26 protein-coding genes and 2 pseudogenes are annotated in these 23,250 nt (G+C 65.5%); 15 read left to right on the top strand and 13 right to left on the bottom strand.

Going from position 1 to position 23,250, the window contains the following annotated elements; translation table 11 throughout:
* Window positions 1-654: 654 nt before the first annotated feature.
* Window positions 655-1,566, bottom strand: coding sequence for an SDR family oxidoreductase (locus ACIRRA_RS41175; RefSeq protein WP_402780054.1), 912 nt, complete (start codon window positions 1,564-1,566; stop codon window positions 655-657).
* A 107-nt stretch (window positions 1,567-1,673) separates the two neighbouring features.
* Between ACIRRA_RS41175 and ACIRRA_RS41170 the strand changes: the two genes are divergently transcribed.
* Window positions 1,674-2,261: a TetR family transcriptional regulator gene (locus ACIRRA_RS41170; RefSeq protein ID WP_402780052.1), complete on the top strand. Its 588-nt coding sequence runs from the start codon at window positions 1,674-1,676 to the stop codon at window positions 2,259-2,261.
* A gap of 468 nt (window positions 2,262-2,729) precedes the next feature.
* Here ACIRRA_RS41170 and ACIRRA_RS41165 read toward each other — a convergent pair whose 3' ends face one another.
* Window positions 2,730-3,311: a TetR family transcriptional regulator gene (locus ACIRRA_RS41165; RefSeq protein ID WP_402780050.1), complete on the bottom strand. Its 582-nt coding sequence runs from the start codon at window positions 3,309-3,311 to the stop codon at window positions 2,730-2,732.
* Between the two features lie 93 nt (window positions 3,312-3,404).
* On the opposite strand from ACIRRA_RS41165, the gene ACIRRA_RS41160 reads away from it, so the two are divergent.
* From ACIRRA_RS41160 to ACIRRA_RS41150, 3 genes are all read left to right on the top strand, one after another.
* Complete coding sequence (locus ACIRRA_RS41160) at window positions 3,405-4,643, top strand: MFS transporter (protein WP_402780048.1); 1,239 nt, start codon at window positions 3,405-3,407, stop codon at window positions 4,641-4,643.
* Between the two features lie 56 nt (window positions 4,644-4,699).
* Window positions 4,700-5,089, top strand: a complete 390-nt coding sequence (locus tag ACIRRA_RS41155; protein ID WP_402780046.1) for a nuclear transport factor 2 family protein — start codon at window positions 4,700-4,702, stop codon at window positions 5,087-5,089.
* Window positions 5,090-5,355: 266 nt separating this feature from the next.
* Entirely contained in the window at window positions 5,356-6,594 is a 1,239-nt protein-coding gene (locus tag ACIRRA_RS41150; protein WP_402780044.1) for a thiolase family protein, read from the top strand.
* Between the two features lie 43 nt (window positions 6,595-6,637).
* Here ACIRRA_RS41150 and ACIRRA_RS41145 read toward each other — a convergent pair whose 3' ends face one another.
* Window positions 6,638-7,087 (bottom strand): beta-class carbonic anhydrase, encoded by a 450-nt coding sequence (locus ACIRRA_RS41145; RefSeq protein ID WP_402780042.1) that lies wholly within the window; start codon window positions 7,085-7,087, stop codon window positions 6,638-6,640.
* Window positions 7,088-7,414: 327 nt separating this feature from the next.
* On the opposite strand from ACIRRA_RS41145, the gene ACIRRA_RS41140 reads away from it, so the two are divergent.
* The 7 genes from ACIRRA_RS41140 (at window position 7,415) to ACIRRA_RS41110 (ending at window position 11,829) form a co-directional block, all read left to right on the top strand.
* Window positions 7,415-7,759, top strand: coding sequence for a PadR family transcriptional regulator (locus ACIRRA_RS41140; RefSeq protein ID WP_402780040.1), 345 nt, complete (start codon window positions 7,415-7,417; stop codon window positions 7,757-7,759).
* Window positions 7,756-8,112 (top strand): DUF1048 domain-containing protein, encoded by a 357-nt coding sequence (locus ACIRRA_RS41135; protein WP_402780038.1) that lies wholly within the window; start codon window positions 7,756-7,758, stop codon window positions 8,110-8,112. Before ACIRRA_RS41140 ends, ACIRRA_RS41135 begins: the two co-directional genes overlap by 4 nt.
* Window position 8,113: 1 nt before the next feature.
* Entirely contained in the window at window positions 8,114-8,440 is a 327-nt protein-coding gene (locus ACIRRA_RS41130) for a DUF1048 domain-containing protein (protein ID WP_402780036.1), read from the top strand.
* Window positions 8,441-9,022: 582 nt separating this feature from the next.
* On the top strand, window positions 9,023-9,613 hold the full coding sequence (locus tag ACIRRA_RS41125) for a thiamine pyrophosphate-binding protein (RefSeq protein WP_402780034.1): 591 nt from the start codon (window positions 9,023-9,025) through the stop codon (window positions 9,611-9,613).
* A gap of 76 nt (window positions 9,614-9,689) precedes the next feature.
* Window positions 9,690-10,082 (top strand): hypothetical protein, encoded by a 393-nt coding sequence (locus tag ACIRRA_RS41120; RefSeq protein ID WP_402780032.1) that lies wholly within the window; start codon window positions 9,690-9,692, stop codon window positions 10,080-10,082.
* 9 nt (window positions 10,083-10,091) lie between these two features.
* Window positions 10,092-11,003: an NAD(P)H-binding protein gene (locus ACIRRA_RS41115; RefSeq protein ID WP_402780030.1), complete on the top strand. Its 912-nt coding sequence runs from the start codon at window positions 10,092-10,094 to the stop codon at window positions 11,001-11,003.
* A gap of 124 nt (window positions 11,004-11,127) precedes the next feature.
* Window positions 11,128-11,829 carry a type 1 glutamine amidotransferase domain-containing protein gene (locus ACIRRA_RS41110; RefSeq protein WP_402780028.1) on the top strand — a complete coding sequence of 234 codons (702 nt, stop codon included), beginning with the start codon at window positions 11,128-11,130 and terminating at the stop codon, window positions 11,827-11,829.
* Between the two features lie 197 nt (window positions 11,830-12,026).
* Here ACIRRA_RS41110 and ACIRRA_RS41105 read toward each other — a convergent pair whose 3' ends face one another.
* The 3 genes from ACIRRA_RS41105 to ACIRRA_RS41095 form a co-directional block, all read right to left on the bottom strand.
* Window positions 12,027-12,359 (bottom strand): SDR family oxidoreductase, encoded by a 333-nt coding sequence (locus tag ACIRRA_RS41105; protein ID WP_402780026.1) that lies wholly within the window; start codon window positions 12,357-12,359, stop codon window positions 12,027-12,029.
* A gap of 100 nt (window positions 12,360-12,459) precedes the next feature.
* Window positions 12,460-13,245, bottom strand: a complete 786-nt coding sequence (locus tag ACIRRA_RS41100) for an oxidoreductase (protein ID WP_402780024.1) — start codon at window positions 13,243-13,245, stop codon at window positions 12,460-12,462.
* Window positions 13,246-13,269: 24 nt separating this feature from the next.
* Window positions 13,270-14,070: an alpha/beta hydrolase gene (locus tag ACIRRA_RS41095; RefSeq protein WP_402780022.1), complete on the bottom strand. Its 801-nt coding sequence runs from the start codon at window positions 14,068-14,070 to the stop codon at window positions 13,270-13,272.
* Window positions 14,071-14,244: 174 nt separating this feature from the next.
* On the opposite strand from ACIRRA_RS41095, the gene ACIRRA_RS41090 reads away from it, so the two are divergent.
* Complete coding sequence (locus ACIRRA_RS41090) at window positions 14,245-15,201, top strand: LysR family transcriptional regulator (RefSeq protein WP_402780020.1); 957 nt, start codon at window positions 14,245-14,247, stop codon at window positions 15,199-15,201.
* A 114-nt stretch (window positions 15,202-15,315) separates the two neighbouring features.
* Here ACIRRA_RS41090 and ACIRRA_RS41085 read toward each other — a convergent pair whose 3' ends face one another.
* The 4 genes from ACIRRA_RS41085 to ACIRRA_RS41070 form a co-directional block, all read right to left on the bottom strand.
* Window positions 15,316-16,671 carry a DUF2252 domain-containing protein gene (locus tag ACIRRA_RS41085; protein ID WP_402780018.1) on the bottom strand — a complete coding sequence of 452 codons (1,356 nt, stop codon included), beginning with the start codon at window positions 16,669-16,671 and terminating at the stop codon, window positions 15,316-15,318.
* A 252-nt stretch (window positions 16,672-16,923) separates the two neighbouring features.
* Window positions 16,924-17,259, bottom strand: coding sequence for a three-helix bundle dimerization domain-containing protein (locus ACIRRA_RS41080; RefSeq protein WP_402780016.1), 336 nt, complete (start codon window positions 17,257-17,259; stop codon window positions 16,924-16,926).
* Between the two features lie 140 nt (window positions 17,260-17,399).
* The gene (locus ACIRRA_RS41075) at window positions 17,400-17,954 is read right to left on the bottom strand and encodes a nitroreductase/quinone reductase family protein (protein ID WP_402780014.1); all 555 of its coding nucleotides are present in this window, start codon (window positions 17,952-17,954) and stop codon (window positions 17,400-17,402) included.
* A 407-nt stretch (window positions 17,955-18,361) separates the two neighbouring features.
* On the bottom strand, window positions 18,362-18,970 hold the full coding sequence (locus tag ACIRRA_RS41070; protein WP_402780012.1) for a TetR/AcrR family transcriptional regulator: 609 nt from the start codon (window positions 18,968-18,970) through the stop codon (window positions 18,362-18,364).
* Window positions 18,971-19,048: 78 nt separating this feature from the next.
* Between ACIRRA_RS41070 and ACIRRA_RS41065 the strand changes: the two genes are divergently transcribed.
* The gene (locus tag ACIRRA_RS41065) at window positions 19,049-19,681 is read left to right on the top strand and encodes an NAD(P)-dependent oxidoreductase (protein ID WP_402780010.1); all 633 of its coding nucleotides are present in this window, start codon (window positions 19,049-19,051) and stop codon (window positions 19,679-19,681) included.
* Between the two features lie 382 nt (window positions 19,682-20,063).
* Here ACIRRA_RS41065 and ACIRRA_RS41060 read toward each other — a convergent pair whose 3' ends face one another.
* Both ACIRRA_RS41060 and ACIRRA_RS41055 read right to left on the bottom strand, forming a co-directional pair.
* Entirely contained in the window at window positions 20,064-21,104 is a 1,041-nt protein-coding gene (locus ACIRRA_RS41060) for an LLM class flavin-dependent oxidoreductase (protein ID WP_402780008.1), read from the bottom strand.
* Window positions 21,101-21,685, bottom strand: a complete 585-nt coding sequence (locus tag ACIRRA_RS41055) for an NADPH-dependent F420 reductase (protein ID WP_402780006.1) — start codon at window positions 21,683-21,685, stop codon at window positions 21,101-21,103. The genes ACIRRA_RS41060 and ACIRRA_RS41055 overlap by 4 nt, the downstream gene beginning before the upstream one ends.
* 175 nt (window positions 21,686-21,860) lie before the next feature.
* Here ACIRRA_RS41055 and ACIRRA_RS41050 point away from each other — a divergent pair.
* Window positions 21,861-22,440 (top strand): annotated as a pseudogene (locus ACIRRA_RS41050) (alpha/beta hydrolase).
* 266 nt (window positions 22,441-22,706) lie between these two features.
* A complete protein-coding gene (locus ACIRRA_RS41045) occupies window positions 22,707-22,925 on the top strand; it encodes a hypothetical protein (RefSeq protein ID WP_402780005.1) in 219 nt (72 codons plus the stop codon).
* 172 nt (window positions 22,926-23,097) lie between these two features.
* Here ACIRRA_RS41045 and ACIRRA_RS41040 read toward each other — a convergent pair.
* A pseudogene (locus ACIRRA_RS41040) lies at window positions 23,098-23,250 on the bottom strand (IS256 family transposase); the annotation flags it as partial.

The following is a 23,250-nucleotide window of genomic DNA, read 5'->3' as shown; positions in this document are numbered from 1 at the left end:
ACCGGCCGATCCTCAACGAGTGGAGGCACGCGCACAGCGGTAGAAATACCCGCGGGCATACCCGTATCGGCCGATCAACAGTCGATGAGTTCCCGAGCTAAATGGCTGTCTCCCCTCTTCGTTCTGTGCCTGGACCAGGCTTGTTCGACGTTTCCTGTGGATCCGGCCCGAGCGCGCCGACACCGTCACCGGCTGGGCCACGGGCACGCCGTTGCTCGAAGCGCGTTCAGGTACGTGGTCGCGACCAAGGAGGTGTTCGGGTTCGTCAGACGCTCTGGGACGTCGGCCGCCAGTGCTGCACCGACAGCCCGCCGCTCTGCTTGAACTTGGCCCACCGCGCGGAGTGCGTCCGGAATTACCATTGGTGATGGGTCAGCAAACACCTACCATTCCCGCTTTGCTGACCTGCCATGTTGCGGCCGCTCGGAAGGCCGCGACATTGTGCAGTGCCGTCAGGAGCGTTCCCGACGGCACTGCCGCGTGAACAACAGCCTGAGGTCGGCGGTGTCGTAGTCCAGGTACACCGACACGTGACGAGGAGCGCGGCGCTTCTCGACGACACCGACCGGGATTGCGGTCGGCGACCGTCTGTTCTCCTTGCATCCCCATCAATTCGAAGCCGCACCGCACGCCCTGGCAGATGAATTCGACGCCTCAGGCCGCGTCGAGGTAGTGGCCGTTCTCCAGATCCTCGATCAGACCGGGATGGGTGGGTTTCCAGCTCATGATCTCCCGGGTGAGCGCGTTCGCGGTCGGATTGTCCACGCCCGCAATGAAACTCAGGAAGCCGAAGTGCTCGGCGGCCTGGTCGGGGTCGATGGGGGCGGTGGGGAGTCCGAGGCGTCGGCCGATCGTCTCCGCGATCTCCCGGAACGGGATGCCTTCGTCGCCGACAGCGTGCAGGCGGGTGCCCGCGGGTGCGGATTCGAGGGCCAAGCGGAACAATTCGGCCGCGTCCAGGGTATGGCAGGCGGGCCAGCGGTTCGCACCGTCGCCGAGATACCCGGCCACGCCCGTGCGGCGGGCGACGCCGATGAGGACATGAGCGAAGCCGTGATGGTCGAGGTGACTGTGCACGATCGGGGGCAGCCGCACCATCGACGACCGGACTCCCCGCCCCGCCAGCCCGATGATCAGGTTCTCGGTCGCCACACGCGGCGAACTCTCTACTGCCACATCGGTTTCCAACCCGGGCCTGTCCAGGCCCAGAGATGCCAGCAGCAGAGTCCCGGAGGCAGCGGTGAACGGCTTGCCGCTGCCGGCCAACGCGTCCCCGATGGCCTCGGCGGCGCGCAGATCCGTCGCTGCCGCGCCTGCGATATCGCCGGCGACCATGGCCTCATGGTCGTAGGCCAGGTGCACGACGCCGTCGGCGGCCGCTGCGCCCGCGGCGAGGATGTCGAGATCGGTCAGGTCGCCGCGGACGACCTCGACACCGCGGGCTTGCAGCACGGCGGCCGCGGCGTCGGAACGGGCCAGACCGGCGATCTGGTGACCGGCGGCCTGCAGCGCGGGGACGACGGCGGATCCGAGATGGCCGGACGCACCGGTGAGAAATATGCGCATGGGAATCACTCCAGGTGGACGGGTAGACAACAACTGTGATGTCAGTTCCTGACATCACAGTACGCCTTTATGTCAGCGCCTGTCATCACCCTCTGTAGCATCGAGCCATGAGCCGCTGGGAACCCAATGCACGCGGCCGCCTGGAGGCGGCGGCCCTGGAGCTGTTTCGTGAGCACGGATTCGACAGCACCACGGTCACCGAGATCGCCGCCCGCGCCGGACTGACCGAACGCACCTTCTTCCGCCACTTCGCCGACAAGCGCGAGGTGCTGTTCGGCGGCTCGCAATTACTGCGGGACCTGCTGATCAGCAAGGTCGGCGCAGCCCCCGCCGACGCCACGCCCTGGGCCGCGGTGGTGTGCGCGCTCGAGGAGATCGCGGCCGAGGTCTTCGAACCGAGACGGCCGCTGGTGCTGCAACGGCAGGTGGTCGTCGATGCCAATCCCGAGCTCCGGGAACGGGAATTGATCAAAAGCGCCACCCTGGCCGCGGCCATCGCGGGCGCACTGCGCAACCGGGGCGCGGCCGACACCACGGCGGAGCTGGCCGGTCAGGCGGGAATAGCAGTGCTGCACACCGCCTTCGGGCGGTGGACCCGCCAGGACGGTGACCGCGAACTATCCCGGTTCATACGCGAGACAGCCGACGAGATGCAGACGCTCACCGCGCGGGCGAGCCCCGCCGGACGTCGTTAGCGCAGTAGTTCGATCATGCTGGCGAATTCGTGCTCCGTCGCTTGATGACCTCGTTCGAGACGGCCGCCGAGCAGCTCTTGTGGACCGAGCGCAGCCCAAACCAAACCCAAGGCGACAGCGTTTGCGCGCCGGCGGCGGTGTGTGCCGGTGCACTCGCCGTCCGCACCACCGGCATACGCATCAGGCCGCCGGACACTCCGACACCGTTCCCGACTACAGCCGAACCGAGATCCGGATCGGGAGCGGGCTCTTCCTGGCGGGGATGCTGGTGTGGGCACTGTTGGCGAGCCGACGCGGAAGTCGACGCCCGCGCCACATCCGAGGTCGAAATCGTCGGAGATCCGGCGCTCGACTGTTAGCGGACACGAAGATCTCCCCGATGGTGGACACGAGAGCAAACACACTGGCGGACAGCAGATTTCCCCAGATATTGCCGCCCGCCTCGCCGGATGTCAGGCGAGTGGGGTCCTACTCGGTGGAATCGCTTGGGGCGTCGGCGAGTGCCTGGACGGCCGAGGAGATGGACGCACGCATTTTGTCGAGTGTGTAGTCGGGGCCGAGGATCATCCGCCGCAGTTGTGGCATGGCCAGGCTCCATCCGACCAGGCCCAGGGTGAAGAACAGCAGCGCTTTCGGGTCGCTGTTGTCGGTCGCCGCCGCCTGTTCAGCGGCGCTGATCTTGTCGAGGTAGTGCTGGGTGCGTGCCTGTTCGTCGGGTACTGGGTCCTCGCCCATTTCGAGTGCTTCCCACAGCAACAGCCGCAAGGTTTCGGGGTGGGCGCGGTGGTAGTCGAACAGGGCACCGGCATAGGTCCCGAGGTCTTTCTCGTCGCCGGGCGGGACGGCTTGGGCCAGGTCGGTCATCAACTGTTCCAGCACGGCCGCGAACAGCGCTTTCTTGTCGCCGAAGTAATCGTAGATGGCGCGCTTGTTGGCCTTGGCGGTCGCGGCGATGCGGTCGACGCGAGCACCGGCGACGCCGTGTGCGGCGAACTCGGCCGCCGCGGCGGTGAGGATGCGTTCTTTGGTTGCCGCTGAGTCGTATGCCACGTCAGCAATGGTAACGAACCAGTTCGTTTGACATCGATCGCCGCACACCCCTAGCATCCGAACCAACTAGTTCGATCGCTCATGGAGATTGTGATGACCACAACCCGAACGCCGCCGAATCCCCCGCTCCCCGCTGCTGCCGGGCTTCCGGTGCGCCCGCTGCTGTTCGCCGTGATGGCGATCTGCAGCGGCGTGACCGTGGCGAATGTGTATCTGGCGCAACCGCTTCTGACGTTGTTCGCCCGCTCGCTCGATGTCGCACCGTCGTCGGCCGGTTTGGTGGTGACCTGCGCGCAGTTCGGCTACGCGGCGGGAATCCTGTTTCTGGTGCCGTTGGGTGACGTGCGTCGCCGGCGGCCGTTGCTGACCGGGATGTTGACCGCGACGGTGCTGGCGCTGCTGCTGGGCGCGGTCGCGCCGAGCCTGTCGCTGTTGGCGGCGGCCGCGGCGCTGGCGGGCGGGTTCACCGTGGTGCCGCAGGTGCTGGTGCCGCTGGCCGCCGAGCTCGCACCGCCGACGCGCCGGGCGTCGGTCGTGGCCGGGGTCCAGATCGGATTGATGACCGGCATCATCGGCTCCCGCGTGATCGGCGGCGCGGTCGGCGAGGCGTTGGGCTGGCGCGCGGTCTACCTGCTCGCCGCCGCGTTGACCGCGGCGTCGGGAGTGCTGACCGTGGCCCTGGTGCCGCGCGAACCCGCCCGCACCAGCACGCTCGGATACGGGCAGTTGCTGGCGTCACTGCCGCGACTGTTGCGCAGCGAACCGGCGCTGCGGCAGTCGTGCCTGCTGCACGCGAGTCTGTTCGGTGCCTACAACGCCACCTGGACCTCCCTGGTGCTGGTTCTCACCCACGCGCCCTATCACTTCGGGACCGCGGCCGCGGGTCTGTTCGGTGTGCTCGGGTTGGCGGGCGCGTTCGCCGCGCCGTGGGCGGGTCGGTTCATCGACCGGCGCGGCGCCCTGCCGATCATCGGCACCGCCCTGGTCCTGACCTTGGTATCGGCGGGCGCGTACGCGCTCGGGCGAAACCTGTTGGCGTTCATGATCGTTGCGATCATCGCGGTCAACGTCGCGGCGCAGTGGAGCCAGATCGCCAATCAGGCCCGCATTTTCGCCTACCTCCCCGATGCCCGCAGCCGCGCCAACACCGTCTACATGGTCGCGGTCTTCCTCAGCGGTGCGATCTGCGCGGCCGCGGCCGCGGCCTGCTACGGCAGCCTCGGATGGCTCGGTGTCTGCGGCCTGCAAGCCGTGCTCGCGGTCGCGGGATTGGCCGTCCTGCCCTTCGCCCGGCGCTACGACCGCCGCCATCACACGGCCGTAACCGGATGAGCGTCAACGTCTTTCCCGAATGTCCATCGAGAACCACCAGTGAAGGAGAAACCCGAATGACCATGCCTGCGATGCCCGCCGCCGTGATGCAGTTCTTCACCGCCTCCCAGTCCGGTGACGCCGATGCCTGGGCCGAGTCGTTCGCCACCGATGGCGTCTTCCACGATCCGGTCGGGCAGCCCCCGATCGTCGGCCGTCCGGCGATCCGCGAGTTCATCGCGTCGGTGCTGCCGAACTTCAGTCCCTTCCTGGGGCTGACCCCGCGCGAGGCGCACACTGTGGGCGACTCGGTCGCCGTGTCCTGGAGCGGCGCGGCCATCACGGCCACCGGCACGCCGGTGAACTGGTCGGGGATCAACGTCTACGACCTTGGCGAGGACGGGCTCATTCGCGAGGCGCGCGCGTATTTCAACCGGGCCGTCTTCCAAGCCCAACTCGACCGTTAACACCTGGTTCATCCGTCCACCGGAGCGGGCAGGGAAACCTTCGCACCGAACGGCACGGTGAGGATGCGTTGGTAGCGAGTGCCGCTCGGGTCGCTGCGGACGGTTGTTTACACCGCGGATCCAGCCCAGTCTCGAAGACCGGTGGTCTCGGACGTCGTCGAGTGTGCCACTGGTGTCGCGGATTTCCTCGGAATCGAGGCAAGATCGGAAGCGGCAACGACGGCTGGCTCGTTGAAACCTTGAGGACACTCTCGAAGGAGATCGTGATGACGGAAGCGTTCGTGCTCGGTGGTGTCCGGACCCCATTCGCCCGATACGGTGGTTCGCTGTCGCACATTCGGGCCGACGACCTGCTGGGGATGACTATGAAGGGCGCGTGCGAGCGCGTCGGCGTGGGTCTCGATCAGATCGAGGACATTGTCGCGGGCTGCGTCAATCCGGCCCACGAAGGGATGGGTGACGTCGCGCGGTGGGCGGCGCTGGCGGCGGGATTCCCCGACACGGTGGCCGGGGCGACGATCAACCGGTTCTGCGGGTCGTCCCTGAGCGCCACCATCAATATCGCGCACGCGATCAAAGCGGGGGACCTGGGCGTCGGGATCGCCTGCGGCGTCGAGTCGATGTCGCGGTCGGGATGGGCGTACATGAAGGGCGACTCCCCGTTCGGGCCCCGTGGCCCGGTCATCCTGCTCGACACCATGTGGGCGGGTGCGGGCGGTCCGGCCAATCCGGCGCTGCTGGCACGCAATGCCTACATCGGAATGATCGAGACGGCACAAAACGTCGCCGACCGCTATGGGCTGACCCGCGAGGAGATCGACGCGTTCGCGCTCCGGACGCAGCGAAATGCCAAGGCGGCCAGGGACTCCGGACGGCTGGCCAAGGAGATCATGCCGGTCGAGATCGCCGCGACCAGGAAGACCCCCGCCCGCCTGTTCGAGCACGATGAATTCATCCGGGACGACACGACGGCCGAACTGTTGGCGGCGCTGCCCCCGCAGCCGGGGACGACGCAGATGACGGCCGGGAACTCGACTCCCCTGACCGACGGAGCCAGCGCACTGGTGCTGGCTTCGGGTGAACGAGCAGCCGAACTCGGCGTCGAACCGCTGGCGCGGGTGGTGTCGTCCGCGGTGTACGGGATCGATCCGTTGTTCATGGGTCTGGCTCCGGCGTGGGCGCTGCCCCTGGCGATCCAACGCGCGGGCCTGACACCCGAACAAATCGACGTGTGGGAGGTACACGAGGCATTCAGCGCGCAAGCCCTGGGCGTGCTGCGTGAACTGCCCAACCAGCTGGGCGGTTTCACCATCCCCGACGAGAAGCTGACACCGAACGGCGGCGCGGTGGCGATCGGTCACCCGTTCGGCGCCACCGGCGCGCGCTACGTCCTGACCCTGGCCACCGAACTGCGGGAACGCAATGCGCGCTACGGCGCAATCGGGGTCTGCATCGGATCCGGTCAAGGAGTCGCCATCGTCCTCGAAAACCCGTCCGCCGCCTGACAACCTCAGCGAGGGAAACGACGGACGGGACTCCCCTGGGAGGTCAGGAGACGACCTCGATGAGCTTGCCCGTGGCGATGTCGAAGACGAAGCCGCGCAGCGAGGTCGTCTTCGTGAGGAAGGGGCTGTTCTCGATGCGCCGAATCGACTGCCGCACATCCTCGTCGAGATCGGGGAAGGCTTCCGCGGACCAGGCGGGCCCGACCCCGACCTCGTCTTGGATGGCGCGCTCGAACTGATCGTCGGTGAAAGTCAGCGTGCCGCAGTCGGTGTGGTGGATCAGGATGATCTCCGTCGTGCCGAGCAACCGCTGACTGATCGCCAGCGACCGCACCTCGTCATCGGTGATCACCCCGCCCGCATTCCGGATGACATGCGCCTCACCCTCTTTCAGCCCGAGGATCCGGTACACGTCGAGCCGGGCGTCCATGCGCGCCACGATCGCGTCGTCAATGCCGGGATCAGCGGGGGCAGCGCGATCGGGACCGGACACGCGCAAGCCAACTACGCCATCGCTCGGACCAATTTCGTTGCCGCCCTGGCACAGTGCGAGGCGGCGATGGCGATCTTCCAGGATCAACACCGCGGTCATCTTGGTGCTGACTTCCTCGATCACGGCGCTGCGCGGGCATAGAGCCGGCGGCCATCACGCTGACCGCGCGCGACCTCGGTGCTGGTCGTGATCAGGGGCTGCCGCCCAGGAAGCCTTTGTCGCCGAAGGACTTTCGGTGCCACTCGAGCATTGAGTAGCGCCCGAGCAAGGGTCACTACTATGTGCTACAGTCTAGTGGTAGTCAGTACCACTGAATAGTGCGGTCCGATGACCAAGGAGGCGGCTACGGACAACTTGACGGAGATGCTGAAGGGGACGCTCGAAGGGTGTGTCCTCGAGATCATCGACACCCAGGAGACATACGGATACGCCATCACGCGGCGGCTGAATGAACTCGGTTTCGCGGACGTCATCGAAGGGACGGTCTACGCCATACTGGTGCGGCTGGAGAGAAACGGTCTGGTCGATGTTTCGAAACGACCTTCCGAAGTCGGTCCCCCGCGCAAGTTCTACACACTCAACGACGCGGGACGCAAAGAACTCGCGACATTCTGGCAAAAATGGGAATACGTCTCAGCGCGCATCAATGAGCTCAAGGGAAGTGGGAAATGAACTTCTGGGAGACAATTACCGGCAGCGATCTCACCAGGGAATACAAGGCCTTCGACGGTCGAGCCAGGGTCCTCCCGGCCGAGTATCAAGCGGCGTGGGAAGAGATCAAGATCCATCTCTCGCCGTACTCGGGCTTCACGGGTCGCAACTTGATGCCGATTCTCGACGGCGCCCTGGGGCTGCTGGAGGAAACAGCGTCGGATGGCCAGAGTGTCCGCGAGGCACTGGGCGACGACGTCAAAGGATTCTGTGCGGCGATCGCCGGCGAAGAAGGATCCAAGAGTTATCGCGACAAGTGGCGCGAGCAGCTGAACAACAACGTCGCCAAGAAACTCGGCCGGCTAGGAGGATAAAGTGAGCATCCGCGACATCATCGAAGGCAAGAGGGAGTGGCGGGCGCACATGGCGCGGGTCAAGACGCTCCCACCCGATTACCAGATCGTCTACAAGGAGATTCAAAAATACTATTTCAAAATCGGGCCAGTCGAGCTGGTCGAAGGAAACTTGCTCTCGGGAATTCTCGATTTCTTCGAGGAAGGCGTCGCGGCCGGCAAGGGAGTCGTGGGACTCATCGGCAATGACGTCGCGGCTTTCTGTGACGACCTGATAAAGGACTCACGGACCTACGCCGACATCTATCAGGAGTCCGCCGGCAAGGACGTCGGCAACCGAATGAAATGATCCCCTGCGCTCGGTGTGGCTGGTCGCCGAACTCACGGGCGGTTGCGAACGAAGCCGCCGCGGCTCCGTCCGGACGCGTACCGGATCGTCTTGGAAGGGTCGCGTCCCGTCGCCGACGCGGACGCTGGCAAGCCCTCGGCGGCGACGTCGGGCAGCGCGCGCCCGGCCGGCGGGTAGCGCGGGCTTGGCGTGGAGGCGGTTGTGGACGGTCTCGCGGCTGACGCCGCATCTGATGGCGTGTCGAGTCCGAGGGTTTGCCGAGGACGGCCGGTGAGCTCGTCGGCGATGCCATCCAGGTCTACTCGGCCGAAGGTGCGCAGATCCCGATGACGCGAAAAGCTATGGCGAACAAGTCAATTCGTGTTTCGCTGCCGCCGCTCCGCCAAGGATTTTCGGGTCACGGAAGTAGACGAGGGTTCCGGTCGCCACAGTTATCCGCCACAGACAATAGATTTGCGACAGGTTAGCTACAGTTATTCCAGCGAGACTTGCCGAGCGGTGCGGTGGACCGAGATGTGTGCCCGGACGGGACCGGCGCTGACGCGGCCCGTGTCCTGACACCAGAGATCGGAGGTATGCGCGATGCCCAGTCCGAGCCGGTGGATGAAGATCGGGGAGTTCCTGCTCCGACGTCTCGAGGAGGCCGGCGTCGGCCATCTTTTCGGCGTCCCGGGCGACTTCAACCTGGAGCTGCTGCTGCAGCTCCACGATGGCGGCGCGCTGACCTGGGTCGGCAAGACCAGTGAGCTGGCCGCGTCATATGCGGCGGACGGCTATGCGCGGCTGAACGGCATGGGTGCGCTGGCGGTGACCAACGCTGTCGGCGCGTTGAGCGCAATCAATGGTGTCGCAGGCTCCTACAGCGAGCATGTGCCGGTCGTCTGTATCTGCGGGTCGATACCGCTCGAGTCGATCGATCGCGGCCTGGGCATGCACCACACGATGGCCGATGGGACCTGGGACCGCTTCCTCGGTGCGTATGCACAGGTGACCGCCGCGCAGGCCCGGCTGACCCCGCACAATGCGGTCATCGAGATCGACCGGCTCATCCTGACCGCCTGGCGGGAAAAACTCCCCGTCTACATCGAATTGCCTTCCGATATCAGCGTTATCGACGGCCGCACCGGCCTGACGCAGCACCCAGTACTGCTGTGCAGCGCCGTGGCAGGGTAGGACGCCGCGGGTGATCTCGCTGCCGCAGCGGGAGGCCCTCGACAATACTTGCTACCGATTTCACGGGAGGCGTGGAATGGCATCGACTTATATGGGGAAGCCGTACTATCCGGCGTGGCTGGACAACCTGGCCGACGACGTAACAGGGGAAGGCGCGGCGTGGGACGGCGCCATACAAGGTGCGGAGTCGGTCCATGAAGTCGTGGTTGCCGCCCGCGAGAAATATGAGTTCCAAGACTTCCACTACGCAGGCCCCTGCGGCGAGAACAGCTTTCTCGAGGATTACACCTCATCGATCCGCGGCGTGCCGATTCATGTCATCGTCCTGGTTACGTTCAACGCCGCCGGGAAGGCCCAGCGCCTTGTGGTGAACCACCGGCCACGGAGCTCCGTACTGCTGATGTCCGGCCTGATGCTCGAGAGGTTCGCCCGCACACCCCTTGCCAAGCACCGGGAAAACACACCGTGAGGAGCGAGCATGAGCGCACCCTTGTACCTGATCACCGGGGCGGGTGGTGGCACCGGTGGCGTGAGCAGGCAGGTGATCGAGCAGTTGCGGGAACGGGGGGATCGCGTTCGCGCGCTGGTGCACCACGACGACGCCCGAGCCGAGCCGTTACACGCACTCGGCGCTGACGTCGTAGTCGGAGACTTGACCGACCCACGCGATGTGGTCGATGCGATGGCCGGTACCGATCGCATGTTCTTTTCGATGGGTGTCTCGCCGGACTACCTGCAGGCAACGGCGGTCGTCTGCGCCGCGGCGTTGGCATCCGGCCACCTCGAGGTGGTCGTGAACATGTCCCAGATGACCGTTTCTCAAATGACACTGACCAGTGTGGGAGAGTCTCGTCAACATCGGCTGCACTATCTCGCCGAGCAGGTCTTGAACTGGTCGGGTGTGCCGGTCGTGCACATCAGGCCGACAGTGTTCCTGGACAATCCGATATTCACCGGACTCGCGGCACCGTCGCTGCGCGAGCGAAACGTGTTGGCCCTCCCCTTCGGAACGGGTCGAACATCACCGATAGCCACCAGTGACGTGGCCCGCACGGTTACCGCAGTGCTCGTAGATCCCGACCACCGCATCGGCGACGTCTACGAACTGACCGGTCCGGCGCGTCTGGACATCGATGGCCTGGCCGCCGAGTACACCCTGGGACTTCACCGCCGGATTCGCGGCACCGACATCCCCTATGAAACCTGGGTCGAGGAGGTGCTCAGGCCCCGAGGTCTGCCCGCGCACGTCGAGCAGCACCTGGCCACAGTGGCACTGCTGCACCGCGCTGGACGCTACGACCGGGCCACCGACGACGTCGAAAAGATCACGGGACAGCCGCCATCGACGGTTGGGCAGTACATAGCCGAACACTCGCAACTGTTCTCATAACGGACCTGAAGTGCGGCGTCGTGACCACATTGCGGCTGATCGCGCTATCCAAAACCGCCGCTACGCGTCGGTTGCGAAATATTTGCCAACTAACGGAATGAGTGATCCGAGAGGAGCTTTCGCGATGGCAAAGGTGCTCTTTATCGTCAGTGGTGCCAGCTACTGGGTGGTGAAGGACGGCTCGCGATACGCGACCGGATACTGGGCCGAGGAGTTCGCCAACCCGTATCGGACCCTCACCGATGCCAGGCACCAGGTGGTCGTCGCTACACCGAATGGTGTGATCCCGACGGCCGACATGATGAGTCTGCGTCCTCAGATGGCGGGCGGCATCGACGGGGCCCTGCGGCTCGAGTCGATCATTCGCGAAGCGGAGGCATTGCGGAGGCCGTTGCAGTTGTCAGATGTGCGTCTTGAGGATTTCGATGCGGTGTATATGCCGGGCGGGCACGGTCCGATGGCGGACCTGGCGTTCGACGCCGACTGTGGGCGGTTGCTGACGCAGCAGTTGGCCTCGGGCAACCCGCTTTTCATCGTCTGTCACGCTCCGGCCTCGATCTTGTCCACCAGGATCGCAGGCGAGTCCCCGTTCGCGGGTTTTCGTCTCACCTGTTTCACCGACGAAGAAGAGCAAGCCGTGGGCGTCGCCGCGATCGCACCGTGGCTACTCGAAACCGACCTGAAGGAGAAGATCGGCGTCGATTTCAGCCGCGGCCCGATCTGGGAGCCCTACATGGTCGAGGACCGCAACCTGACCACCGGCCAGAACCCAGCCTCTGCCGCCGTGCTCGGCGAACGAATGGTCGAGATTCTGAAAGGTGCCTGACCGATGCGGTCCAGCTCTGCGTTCAAAGCGTCATGACTGGCCCGCTCCCGCTGCTGCGCGCCGACGGGCCACTATCTTTGCGCGCTGTTCCAGCTCCACGCGCGGCTGGTTCCGGCTCGGCGGTGACGGCCGCAGAAAACCGTCGGCCGGCCCAGGACCGCTTGATCCGGTACAGGGCCTCGCCTGGCCCGGCGCGGTCACCAGGTCTGGTCGGCGGCCCGGACGAGAATCTCATTGACCGCGACCCGGCGGGGGCTGGCGACGATGAAGACCACGGCACGCGCAATGTCCTCGGGCACCATGCGCTCGATCTGCTGGATCTGTGCCTCGACGCCGGAACGCAACTCCGCGCGGGTGTGCGAGGCCAGCTCGGTGTCCACATTTCCTGGCTCGACCACGCTCACCCGGACCCGCTGCGGCTGCAGCTCCTGGCGAAGCGCCTCGGAGAACGCCACCACACCGGTTTTGGTCATGGCGTACACGGCCGTTCCGGGCCGCGCCACGCGACCCGCGGTCGAGCTGAACTCCACGACCCACCTCGCGGCCGCAGGGTGGCCCCGCACCTCTCCGAGAACCGCGCCGAGGCGTATGCGAACTCGGACCGAACCCCTTCGCAGCCGGCCCGGCGGGTTAGGTGGTCGTGATCAGTCCTCCGTCGATGACGACGTCCGTACCGGTGATATTGGCTGCGCGCGGGCTCGCCAGAAACAGCACGAGGTCCGCGATTTCATCGGGCCGGGTGAAACGGCCGGTGACGGACTGTGCAGCCACGGAATCGGCGACCGACGATGCACTGCCGCCGGTTGACGCGGCCACGGTGGCAGCGACACCGCCGGTGCCCAGCCACAGGTCGGTGGCAACCGGTCCGGGACTGACGGTGTTGACCCGGATGCCCTGCGGGCCAACCTCTTTCGACAGTGCCTTGCAGAAGTTGGTCAGTGCGGCCTTGGCGGCGCTGTAGTCCATGACGCCGGGGTCGGGAAGGGTGGCGTTCACCGAGCTCACGGTAACGATCGCGCCGCGGTGCGCGGCCAGCATGGCCGGCAGTACCGCCCGGGTGGTACGGACCGCCGCCATGAGATCGAGCGTCAGGGTCGAGAGCCATTGTTCGTCGGTGATCGAGAGGAACCCGTCGAGTCGGGGCGTCACGGCGCCGACATTGTTGACCAGGATGTCGGCTGGCCCGAAATCCTCGGCGGCCGTGGCAAGTTCGCGTGCGCCCTCGGGAGTCGACAGGTCGACCTCGACGGCATGCAAGCGTCCGGTGCCGACTAGCGCCCTCAGCCCCTCGGTGGTCGACCGAGAACCGGCGACGACTCGTGCACCGTGGTCGATCAATGCTGTCGTCACGGCCAGGCCTATGCCCCGGCCCGCTCCGGTGACCACCGCCAGCGCGCCTTCGATCGCCAGATCCATGTCAGCTCCCATTCAGAACGACCGCTACAGACCGTGGCCGGACAACCATTCGAGTACCGCGTCCGCGACATCGCGCCACCCGCTGTCGACCGTCAGGGAATGGCCTCTGCCCTGGAACTGCCGCAATTCGGTGACGGCGGTGGAATCGCGGTACTGCTTCAGGCTCGAACGTGTGACGACGTCGGGAACAGTGTGGTCCTCGAGGCCGGAGATGAGCAGCAGCGGTCCGCGTTCGGTGTTGGCGGTGTCCACCGCCGCCTCGGAGTGCAGGACGAAGTTCGCCGCGGCGGCTTGGAACAGCGGCCGGGCCGGGGACGGGATCGTCCAGCGCTCGTAGAGCTCGTCGGATTCCGCTTCCGTGAGTGCATTGCCGAAGCCGAACCGGAATTCCTTGGGGGTCAGGCTGATTGCACGATGCAGGTTGGCGGGGTTGCCCAGCGCGGGCAGGCCGGCGCGCAGCTGGCCGAGGGGCAGCGGCAGTACCCCCTTCATCTGGGCGGGGTCGATGGCGACTCCGGCGACACCGCGGTTCTCGCCCAGGAGCTTCTCGGTGATCAAGCCACCGAAGGAGTGCCCGATGATGATCGGCGGTGCGCTCAATTCTTCGATCACCGCGCGGAAGTGGGCGGTGGCCTGCTCGATCGAGGTATCGGCCACGGCCTCCGGGTCTTTGCGGGCGGCATCGACCGTCTCCGGTTCGTTGGGCCATCCGGGGGCGATCGGGTCGTAGCCGGCGGTGTGAAACAGCTCGATCCACGGTTGCCAACTGCTCGCATGGAGCCATAGTCCGTGAATGAAGACGACGGGACGGGACGGTGTCGACATGGTTTCTCCCAAGCGCCGGCAACGATGACGTCGTGGGCTCACTCCAGGGCGTCAGATGTTCGAGTAGTCAACCACCGTGGGGCGGTCACGGTCCAAGAGCTGTTCGGCCCGGATCGATAACCGATCTGGCATCCTTGACGGGACGGCCGGTCCGAGGCGACAGGGTGGATGCTGATGGATCTGGATCTGCGCTCGCTCCGCTATTTCGTCGCGGTGGCCGACGAACTGCACTTCGGCCGCGCTGCGGGCCGCCTGTACATCAGCCAGCCGGCGCTGTCGAAACAGATCCGCAGGCTCGAGGACCAACTCGGCTTTGCCCTGTTCGAGCGCGATTCCCGGCACGTCACGCTGACCCGACAGGGTCAGAGGGTTTTGGCGGACGCGCAAGATCTGCTGGGACTCGCCGAGCGTATCTGCCGGCCGCCGGTCGACACGGATGTTGTTCGGATTGCGCACATCTTCGAGTTGCAGACGAGCCGGGTGGTCGCCGACGCCTTCAGCGCGCGGCATCCCGGGGTTCAGCTCGTCGAGCGGTCGCTCGACAGCATCCGCCAACTCGATGCCCTGCTCGACAACCGGCTCGACATCGCCATCCTGCGCATCACACCGGCGATGCTTGCCCAGCATCCGACCGGTTGGCTGCATCGGCCGTTGCGGCTCGAACCGATGTATCTGGTCGGCCACCCCGCCGATGAGAGCGAGCCGGGCGCAGCCTCGCTGCATGACCGAAGACTCGATGTCTTCGGTGATCCTCCCGGCTCCGGATTCTTCAACGCACACGGCCACTACCTGCGGGCCTTCGAAGCCGAGGCCGGCGTCGCATTGCACTGGCTGGGCAACCCGGGGACCTTCGGGCACTGTCTGGCCGGCTGGCGTCGCGCTCGCGAGCTCGGGTATCTGCTCGAGTTCGCCAGTTACGCAATGAGATACGCCGACGTCGGTCTACCTTTTCACCGGCCCCTGGAAATCCAGCCCTACTATCCGTGGTCGATCGCCTGGCGAGATGAGACGCACACCCGCGCGGTCGCCGATTTCCTCGCGACAGCGGAAACGACCGCGGACGAGTTGAGCTGGCGGGTCCCACTGTCCGACCATGCGCCCCCGTGGTTCCCGACCGATGATCACCAATGACCGGAGGGGCCCTTCCGCATTGGCTGGTAGCCAGCGGGAAGCCGTTCAGTCGGTGAGGAGTTCGCGGGGCGTTGAATTGTCCGGCTGACGGTCTGCGCGGCGGACCACGTCGGGTCACCAGCCGGGCGCGGCCTCGACTTGGCCGCTGGCGATGGCGGCGACCAGGTCGGCGTGGTCGACGCGGGTTTGTTTCGCGTATGCGCGTGCGAATTCCCCGATTCCGCGGGCAAAGGCATGGCCCCTACCGATATAGGCGGTGATGGCCACCGGATCGCCTGTGCGCGCGTGGGCCTTGGCCAACACGTGCGCGCAAGAACCGGCGAATTCGGTCAGGTAGGGCGCGATCTGGCGACCATCCGGGATGATCTTCATGTCGCGGAACTGCCGGACGTAGTAGTCATGGCCTTCCAATCGGGTCCACCCGGTGAACAGGTCGGTCGCCGACTGCATCAAGTGCTGGCCGAGCACTACACGGTGCCCGTGGTTGTCCTGCGCACTCGGTCCCAGGTGCCGCTCGTACACCGCGGTTCCGGCCTGCTTGACCTGGAGGAACAACGGCGCTTCACCGCTGCGGCCTTCTGCCAGTAGCAGGTACACGCGCATGCCGACACTGCCGACACCGACGACCTGTCGCACCACATCCGACAGTGTGAAGCGGTTGAGCAGCCGGGTGAGCTGTTCGGGAACCGAAGCGGTGTAGGTTTCGAACACCTGCCGGGCGATCTCCGCTTCGTCGCGGTTCTCGGGCCGGTCCAGATGCGCTCGAAAGGGTGGGTTCTCGGTGATCCGCCGACGGCCGTCGCAGACCTCGGTCATCTTCCGGAATGCGCCGACGCTGGTGCGATTTTTGGCCTGTTTCGCGATCAGGGCGCGCACTTCCTTTCGGTCACGAGGAACCAGTGAGGCCAGCGGCGTGGACGCGTCGATGCGGTCGTACCAGATGTCGAGTTCCGACATCTTTGCGTAGTCGCGCATATGCGTTCGGTATGAGTTGATCGCGGCGGTGACGGCGGCGTCGGCCGTTTCGTCAGGCAGCGCGTTCTCCTGCGCGCACACCACCAGGCTCGCGGCCAATCGTTTGACGTCCCACTCGAACGGACCCGGCAGCGTCTCGTCAAAATCGCGGAGGTCGAACGTCAGATTCCGTTCGGGTGAAGCCCACAGCCCGTAGTTGAGCACATGTGCGTCACCACACAACTGCACGGTCAATCCGGTATTGGGCGACAGCGCGAGATCGGCCGCCATCACCGCCGCGGCGCCACGCAAATAGGTCCACGGCGAGGCGCTCATCCGACCGTAACGGATCGGCAGCAGATCGGGGTCCCGCTCAGCATGCTGGGACAACAGGATCTCCAGCGCGCTATACGAACGGTGGGACGGATCCCATTCAGCCAGCGTGCGACGCGGCACGACCTCACGTGCTGCGCGGCCGACCCCGACACTCTCCTCGATTGCCGCGCTGCCTGGCATGGGTCCTCCTTCACACGGTTGGAGACGCCTGCGCGCCAGCAGGCACGGATCACCAATCCTAGCGGTTGGTTCCGCTGACAGGCGTCTCGCAGCGCCTGCGCGCCAGCGTGAATGCGACCATCACTTTCCGCGGGTGGTGGTCTTCATTTGCCGACCAGGGGCTGAGCACAGTTCTGGCGGGCGGACGCGATTCGACCGGTCGCAGCTGAGGGAATTTCCGCAGAACTTTGACGATCTGGCCACCGATGTGGTTCAGCTCCGCGTTCGAAGCGTCATAGCTGCCGACTCCCCCTGCTGCGCGCCGACTGGCCACCATCTTCGCGTGCTTTTCCAGCTTCGCGAGAAATACCCGAGCCCGTGCTCTTTCGGCATCCTCGCCCATCGGCGGGCCGGACGGTCAGCGGCCAGCGTCCGCTCCGCGATGCGCTCCACCAGCAGCGGCACGAAGGTGCGGACCGGGCGGCCGGCGAAACGCCGATGCGCCTCGCCGACGGCGACCTTGATGGCCTCGCCGGTGAGTTGCGAATACTTGCGGCCGAGACGGAGAACAAGCTCACTGATCTGTTGCCTCTCATCATCGGCTTTCATAGCGCAAAAACAGAATTCCCCGCCCTCGCCGTCAGCGAGACCGCGGAATCAGGGAAGCATCTCAGCTTCAGCCACGCAACCAATCGAATCCGTACATCCGTGACCGCACGACAGCGAAGCCTTTGCCCCAGCGGCCGAGGTCATGTGCCGCTGCGTGGGGCCTGGTAGTCGATTCGGAACACTGGGTAGCGTTTCGAAAGTCGGGCAAGGTCCTCGGCCGAGGGTTCGGTGCTGACGCCGAAATAGTGCCGTGCCTCGCTGGCCCTGCTCCACGAGCGGGCCTTGCGGCCGGCGCGGGTCAGGTAGGCACGGATTACTTCCGGCCGTTCGGCGGCCGGGATTTCGGTGAGAGTGGCGGCACAGCGTTCACGACGCCCGACCACCACATGTCCCGCCGCTGCACGGGTGTTGCGCACCCACTCGGATTCTCCGGCCAGCGATACCAGGTAGTGCCGTCCGCCGTATTCGATACGAACCAGGTTGGTGCGCCGGATGATTCCGGAATGCCGTCCCGGAACCTCCAGAACGACGGCATATTCCGGACTCAGGCCCACGCAGGTGAGTGCTGCTGCAATGGGTTGCAGCCTCCGATACAACCATGGCGGAGGTCGGTACCCGGTGGAACCGGTGTAGTCCACCGGGCCGATCACCCCGGCCAGGTGTCGGGTATTGCGACGTTTGTAGTCGGCGCACATCGTTCCGCTCTCCGCTCGACGAGATGCAATATCAGCTCCCCCACGGTCGAGAATCCCCGGACGACCGTGCGAACGAAAGGGCCCGAAGACCTCCTGGCCGGGACCTCAGGCCCATACCTTCCGCGGTGCCCGCAACTCGGATGATCTTCCGAACGCAGGTGGTCGACCATCGTTCTCCGAATAGGGGGTAGCGGCGCATCTGCCCGAGATCCGGCGGTTGCATCACTACCGCAGATAATCCACCTTGTCGCCCGAAGCGGTCGTCACTAGGGCAAGCCGTTCGTCCTTGAACGACTTGACTCACTAATCGGGCCCGACATGTCGCGCCTTCGTGATCCACGAAAACACGCACCCAAAGGAACTGTTTTCCGATTCGCCGCCGCCTGGTGACTCGTCCCGCCCGGCGACTACCGCTCCTGCCGACGACCATCACCGCTCGCCGATCCGAGCCCGCGGACCAGCGTTCGCGCCAGGCTGCGAGCGAGTTCGTCGGGTGCGGCCATCGCGTCGGGACCCGCCTCGTAGAACCGCAGGAAGGCCTGGTGGAAGCAGGTGCCGTCGAGGAGAGCGGCTGCGGCGTCGACCTCGGCTTCTGCGTCGATGCGTCCGAGTTGCTGCTCGGCGCGCAGGTAAGCGGCGATTCCGGTGATGGCGTGGCCGGGACCCGCGCCGTGCCGTCGCATCGAATCGCGGTGTGCCGCCATTCGTTTGGGCTGCGCCAGCAATCCGCCGAGGAGCGGCAGTGACTGCTGATAGAAGGTGAGCGCGGCGCGTGCGAAGGCGGTGAGGTTGGCTTCGACCGTGGCCGAACCCGGCTCGGGCCGGGCGGCGGCGGGGCCGGGCATGCGGTGTTGGAGGACGTTGAGGATGAGGTCCTCCTTATCGCTGAAGTGCTTGTAGAGCGCGGCTTCGGAGTAGCCCGCGGCCTTTGCGATCTCCTTGGTCGTCGCCTCGACGACGCCACGGTTGCGCATGATCTCCGCGGCGGCATCGAGGATCTGGTCGCGCGTGCCCACGCATCCTCCCGGTTGACAGGTTAGTAAGTATTCACCCATCCTAGGTTAGTAAATACTCACCAACCAGGAGGGCGCGATATGCGACTCACGGTCTTCGGAGCGACCGGCCGTACCGGTGGACTCCTCGTGCGCCAGGCACTGGCTGCGGGACACGAGGTGACCGCGGTTGTTCGCGGGCAGCACGCACTCGCCGAACATCCCCGACTGCGGGTGGTCACCGCCGACGTCATGAATCCCAACGACATCGCGACGGCCATCCGCGGCACCGACGCGGTGCTCGACACCATCGGATCGCGGGACAAGGGCCCGACATCCGTCGCAACCGACGCTGCACTCGCCATCACCAAGGCCATGGCATCGGTCAGCGTGCGGCGGCTGATCCTGATCAGCAATAGCGCGAGAATCGCTGGGCCGGGCGATGATTGGTTCACCCGCTTCGTAGTGAAGCCGCTCATTCTGCGCGCGCTGCTGCGGCACAGCCTCGACGATATGGCCGGGGCCGAGCAGGCGACGCGGGACACCGCACTGGATTGGACCATCGTCCGAGCACCACAACTCACCGACAGCCCGTCGAAGGGTTCCTACCGAACGGCCGTGGAGCGCAACGTGACATTCGGCATCCGGATCAGCCGCGATGACCTGGCCACCTGCCTGCTCGACCTGGCCGGCGATCCGGGGTCGATCCACCGGCACATCAATGTCGCCAGCTGACCGGCCTGGCGATAGCGGCCGGGCGGCATAGCGGGGCGGAGGTGGAGCCGACCAGGAAGCGGTGACGACACGTCCGGCACCGGCGCTCGCGGCGTCGATCGATGGGTACGTCGCGTATCAACGGGGACCTTCTTCAATAGCAGCTCGCCGAAACGGGCCTTCTCCTTCTTGCGGACCGGCCGCAGCAACTCGACGCCGTAGTCGGCAAGCAATTACTCGAAACCGTTGCCGGAGAAGCCTTTATCGCGACAGCCGAAACGACCGCGGACGACTCGAGCTGGCGGGTCACGCTGCCCGATCATGCGGCTGCGTGGTTCCCCACCGATGATCACGAATAGCCCTCGGAGCCTTCCACATCGGCTGATGATCGGCCGGAACCCGTTCAGTCGGTGAGGAGTTCACGGACGCGGGGGATGACCTTGGTGCCGTAGAGATCGATGGCGCGCAGGACCTGCGCTCGGCTCGTCGCGCCCACATTGAACTTCAGGTTGAAGCGGGTCGCGTCGAGGGTCCGGAGGTTGGTGGCGATCTTGTGGGCGACGGTTTCGGGTGAGCCGACGTAGAGCGCTCCATCGGGGCCGATGTCGCGGCGAAGCTGCTCGGCGGTGGGCACTCGGAAACCCCGAGACCGGCCGACCGTGCGCATGACCTCTTCGTATCGGGGATAGAACTCTTCGAAGGCCTCTTCGTCGGTGGCGGCGATATGCCCGGGGGCATGCACGCCGATGGGGAGCTGCTCACGGTCGAACTTGGTCAGTGCCTCGCGGTAGAGCTGGGAGAACGGCGCGAAACGGGCGGGGTGGCCGCCGATGATGGCGAGCATGAGGTTGAAGCCGTAGCGGGCGGCGCGGATCACCGACTGCGGGCTGCCACCGACACCGATCCAGCTGCGCAGGGGAGTTTCGGTGTGCGGCACGATGTCCTGCCCGAGCAGCGCCGACCGGGTGGTGCCCTGCCAGGTGATCGGCCCACCATCGCGCAGAGCCGCAAAGAGATTCGTCTTCTCCTCGAACAGGGTGTCGTAGTCGGCGAGATCGTAGCCGAACAACGGGAACGATTCCGTGCTCGAACCCCGGCCCAGGATCACCTCCGCGCGACCATTGGACAAGGCGTGCAGCGTCGAATAGCGCTGGAACACCCGCACCGGATCGTCCGAGCTGAGCACCGTCACCGCGGAACCGAGCCGAATCCGCTCGGTACGGGCGGCGATCGTGCCGAGCACGACATCGCCTGCGGGCATGGGGAACTCGTCGGTGTGGTGTTCGCCGATCCCGAACACGTCCACGCCGACCTGTTCGGCGAGCTCGGCCTGTTCGACGACATTGCGGATGGACTGCGCATGGGTGATCGGGTGGTGCTGCTCGTCGCCCATGCGGTCACCGAAGGTGTCGAGGGCGAATTCCAAGGGAAAGCGAACGGTCATGGCAGGAGCTCTCTTTCGATCTGGTCGCGGCGCAGTTCCGCGCCGAAGTAGGGGCCGCCGGGTTGCAGAATCCGCCCGGCGGCCAGTGTCGGCAGTACAACAGCGTCGTAGCCGATGTCCTCGACAACCTCCGCTACCGCCTTCGCGGCCGCGGGATCGTCCGCGGCGACCATGAGCGCGAGACGATCGGGATCACCTGGTGGCCGCCGGGCGTCCGCGAGGTCGTGGTAGCCGATGTGGTTGAGGGTTTTGACAACTCGTGCACCGGGCAGATGCCGAGCGACGATCTCGCTCGAGCCGAGTTCGGGATGGTCGAATATCGGCTGGATGCCGTCGGTGGGCGGCCAGTAGTTCATGGTGTCCACGACGATCTTGCCGACGAACGCCTCGGGTCCCAGATCGGTGAAACGGGACAAAGGCAGCGCGAGGATCACGATGTCGGCCTCCGCGATGGCGTCCTCGGCCCAGCGCGGTGAGGCGCCTGGAGCAAGTAGATCGACGATCAGGGCGATGTCAACCGGGTCACCCGATGCCGCGATCGACACTGGATACCCGGCCTCGACGAGCACCCGGGCCAGCACCGGACCAGTGTGTCCCGCGCCGGGATCGCGATTCGGGGGCGGGGAGTCGAATCCGTTGTCTCGTCGTCGATTCCGCTGTCGTTCATCCGATTCACTCCTTCGGCGCTGTGCGTGCGCGACCGTCCCCGACCTGGCCCGACCGACCGTCACCGCCGAATCGCCGACTTGATAGCAGATGGCTTGTCCGACACAGAAATCGGAACCCGCCTCCGACTACGCGCAGATATCGTGGCCCTGTATCGCCCGCAGAAAGATCGCGGGTGACTCGGTGGGCGGCAATATGACCGCCGCTGTCACGATTTTGGCCAAGCAGCGTGGTGACGTGCACTTCGTCCATCAATCGCTGTACTACCCGGTCACCGACGCGGGCCAAGACACCGACAGCTATCGCGAGTTCGACGACGGGCCATACCTGATGGCCGCCTCGATGAAATGGTTCTGGGATGCCTACATCCCCGATTCACCCGGCTCGTGCCGAGATCACCGCTTCCCCTTTGCGAGCCACGCCTGAGGATCTTTCAGGACTGCCTCCCGCCCTGGTGATCGTCGACCAGAACGACGTACTCCGGGACGAAGGAGAAGCGTATGCGGTGAAACTGGCAGCGGCAGGAGTCCCGACAACCAGCGTCCGCTTCAACGGCATCTTCCACGACTTCATGATGCTCAACCCACTCCGTCCGACGCAGGCATCGACCAGCGCGATCAGCCTGGCCATTCACCACCTTCGAAAAGCGCTGGGCACCAGCGACAGATAGCGCTGCTCGCACGGATTCCGGACGCCCCAGACACAATTCGATTCGGGGACACCCCGCCCGCATGAGCACCTCGTTGTAACCAGTGCAGGTACACCACCCGCGACAGTGGCCGACCTGAACGAGCCGGTCACGGCGATAGCGTGCGCTTGGTCACAGTCGACTTCTGCTGAACTGCAGGCGAATGTTCGGTTGACAATCCGTGACATACTTCCCACACCCGGGTGCCGCCACTGTGATGCGCGCAGCCCCTGTAGATGTGAGAACCGATGCACGATGACCCCGAGCTCGCCCAGGCCCGCAATTTCCTCGGCGACCTTCGCCAACATGCACTGACCCTGGCGCGCCGCCGTGAGTCCATGCCCTCCGCTGCCGCACCCGAGATCCGGTCGTTCGATGCTGAACTTGCGGTAGTGCGCGGTCAGATCGACAAACTCCTCAGGCGGTTCCCCGCGCTGCAAGCCGGTTCGCCGACCCTCGCCGACTAGCCGCGACCGGGACACAACTCACATATCCCCAACCGCATCGACGCGAAACATCAACTCACTCAATCATATTCGGACCAGCAGTGCTGAGGGCCACCACGGGTCGAGCCGATCTTCCACTCGCGCCCGCCGAGACGGGTCTGTCCAGATAACGGTGTAACTCGGGTTGATTGAGTTATTTCCGTCCGGCGGTGAGTCGGCCTTCGAAGGTGATGTCGAAGGCGTTCAGCGCCGCTTTCCATCGGGTGATCCACCGTTTCTGGCCTGCCCCAGTGGGATCGAGGGCCATGATGGCCAGGTAGACGCATTTCAGGGCGGCTTGCTCGTT

The sequence above is a fragment of the Nocardia sp. NPDC101769 genome (assembly GCF_044766925.1).
Lineage (GTDB): Bacteria > Actinomycetota > Actinomycetes > Mycobacteriales > Mycobacteriaceae > Nocardia.
This window is presented reverse-complemented; position numbering and strand designations above follow the sequence as displayed.

Coding starts and splice junctions, on each gene's coding strand:
- ACIRRA_RS41155 (WP_402780046.1), top strand. CDS start 4,700: ATGACCATGCCTGCGATGCCCGCCGCCGTGATGCAGTTCTTCACCGCC.
- ACIRRA_RS41140 (WP_402780040.1), top strand. CDS start 7,415: ATGACCAAGGAGGCGGCTACGGACAACTTGACGGAGATGCTGAAGGGG.
- ACIRRA_RS41115 (WP_402780030.1), top strand. CDS start 10,092: ATGAGCGCACCCTTGTACCTGATCACCGGGGCGGGTGGTGGCACCGGT.
- ACIRRA_RS41075 (WP_402780014.1), bottom strand. CDS start 17,954: ATGTGCGCCGACTACAAACGTCGCAATACCCGACACCTGGCCGGGGTG.
- ACIRRA_RS41150 (WP_402780044.1), top strand. CDS start 5,356: ATGACGGAAGCGTTCGTGCTCGGTGGTGTCCGGACCCCATTCGCCCGA.
- ACIRRA_RS41120 (WP_402780032.1), top strand. CDS start 9,690: ATGGCATCGACTTATATGGGGAAGCCGTACTATCCGGCGTGGCTGGAC.
- ACIRRA_RS41080 (WP_402780016.1), bottom strand. CDS start 17,259: ATGAAAGCCGATGATGAGAGGCAACAGATCAGTGAGCTTGTTCTCCGT.
- ACIRRA_RS41090 (WP_402780020.1), top strand. CDS start 14,245: ATGGATCTGGATCTGCGCTCGCTCCGCTATTTCGTCGCGGTGGCCGAC.
- ACIRRA_RS41160 (WP_402780048.1), top strand. CDS start 3,405: ATGACCACAACCCGAACGCCGCCGAATCCCCCGCTCCCCGCTGCTGCC.
- ACIRRA_RS41170 (WP_402780052.1), top strand. CDS start 1,674: ATGAGCCGCTGGGAACCCAATGCACGCGGCCGCCTGGAGGCGGCGGCC.
- ACIRRA_RS41135 (WP_402780038.1), top strand. CDS start 7,756: ATGAACTTCTGGGAGACAATTACCGGCAGCGATCTCACCAGGGAATAC.
- ACIRRA_RS41065 (WP_402780010.1), top strand. CDS start 19,049: ATGCGACTCACGGTCTTCGGAGCGACCGGCCGTACCGGTGGACTCCTC.
- ACIRRA_RS41060 (WP_402780008.1), bottom strand. CDS start 21,104: ATGACCGTTCGCTTTCCCTTGGAATTCGCCCTCGACACCTTCGGTGAC.
- ACIRRA_RS41045 (WP_402780005.1), top strand. CDS start 22,707: ATGCACGATGACCCCGAGCTCGCCCAGGCCCGCAATTTCCTCGGCGAC.
- ACIRRA_RS41110 (WP_402780028.1), top strand. CDS start 11,128: ATGGCAAAGGTGCTCTTTATCGTCAGTGGTGCCAGCTACTGGGTGGTG.
- ACIRRA_RS41085 (WP_402780018.1), bottom strand. CDS start 16,671: ATGCCAGGCAGCGCGGCAATCGAGGAGAGTGTCGGGGTCGGCCGCGCA.
- ACIRRA_RS41100 (WP_402780024.1), bottom strand. CDS start 13,245: ATGGATCTGGCGATCGAAGGCGCGCTGGCGGTGGTCACCGGAGCGGGC.
- ACIRRA_RS41175 (WP_402780054.1), bottom strand. CDS start 1,566: ATGCGCATATTTCTCACCGGTGCGTCCGGCCATCTCGGATCCGCCGTC.
- ACIRRA_RS41125 (WP_402780034.1), top strand. CDS start 9,023: ATGCCCAGTCCGAGCCGGTGGATGAAGATCGGGGAGTTCCTGCTCCGA.
- ACIRRA_RS41095 (WP_402780022.1), bottom strand. CDS start 14,070: ATGTCGACACCGTCCCGTCCCGTCGTCTTCATTCACGGACTATGGCTC.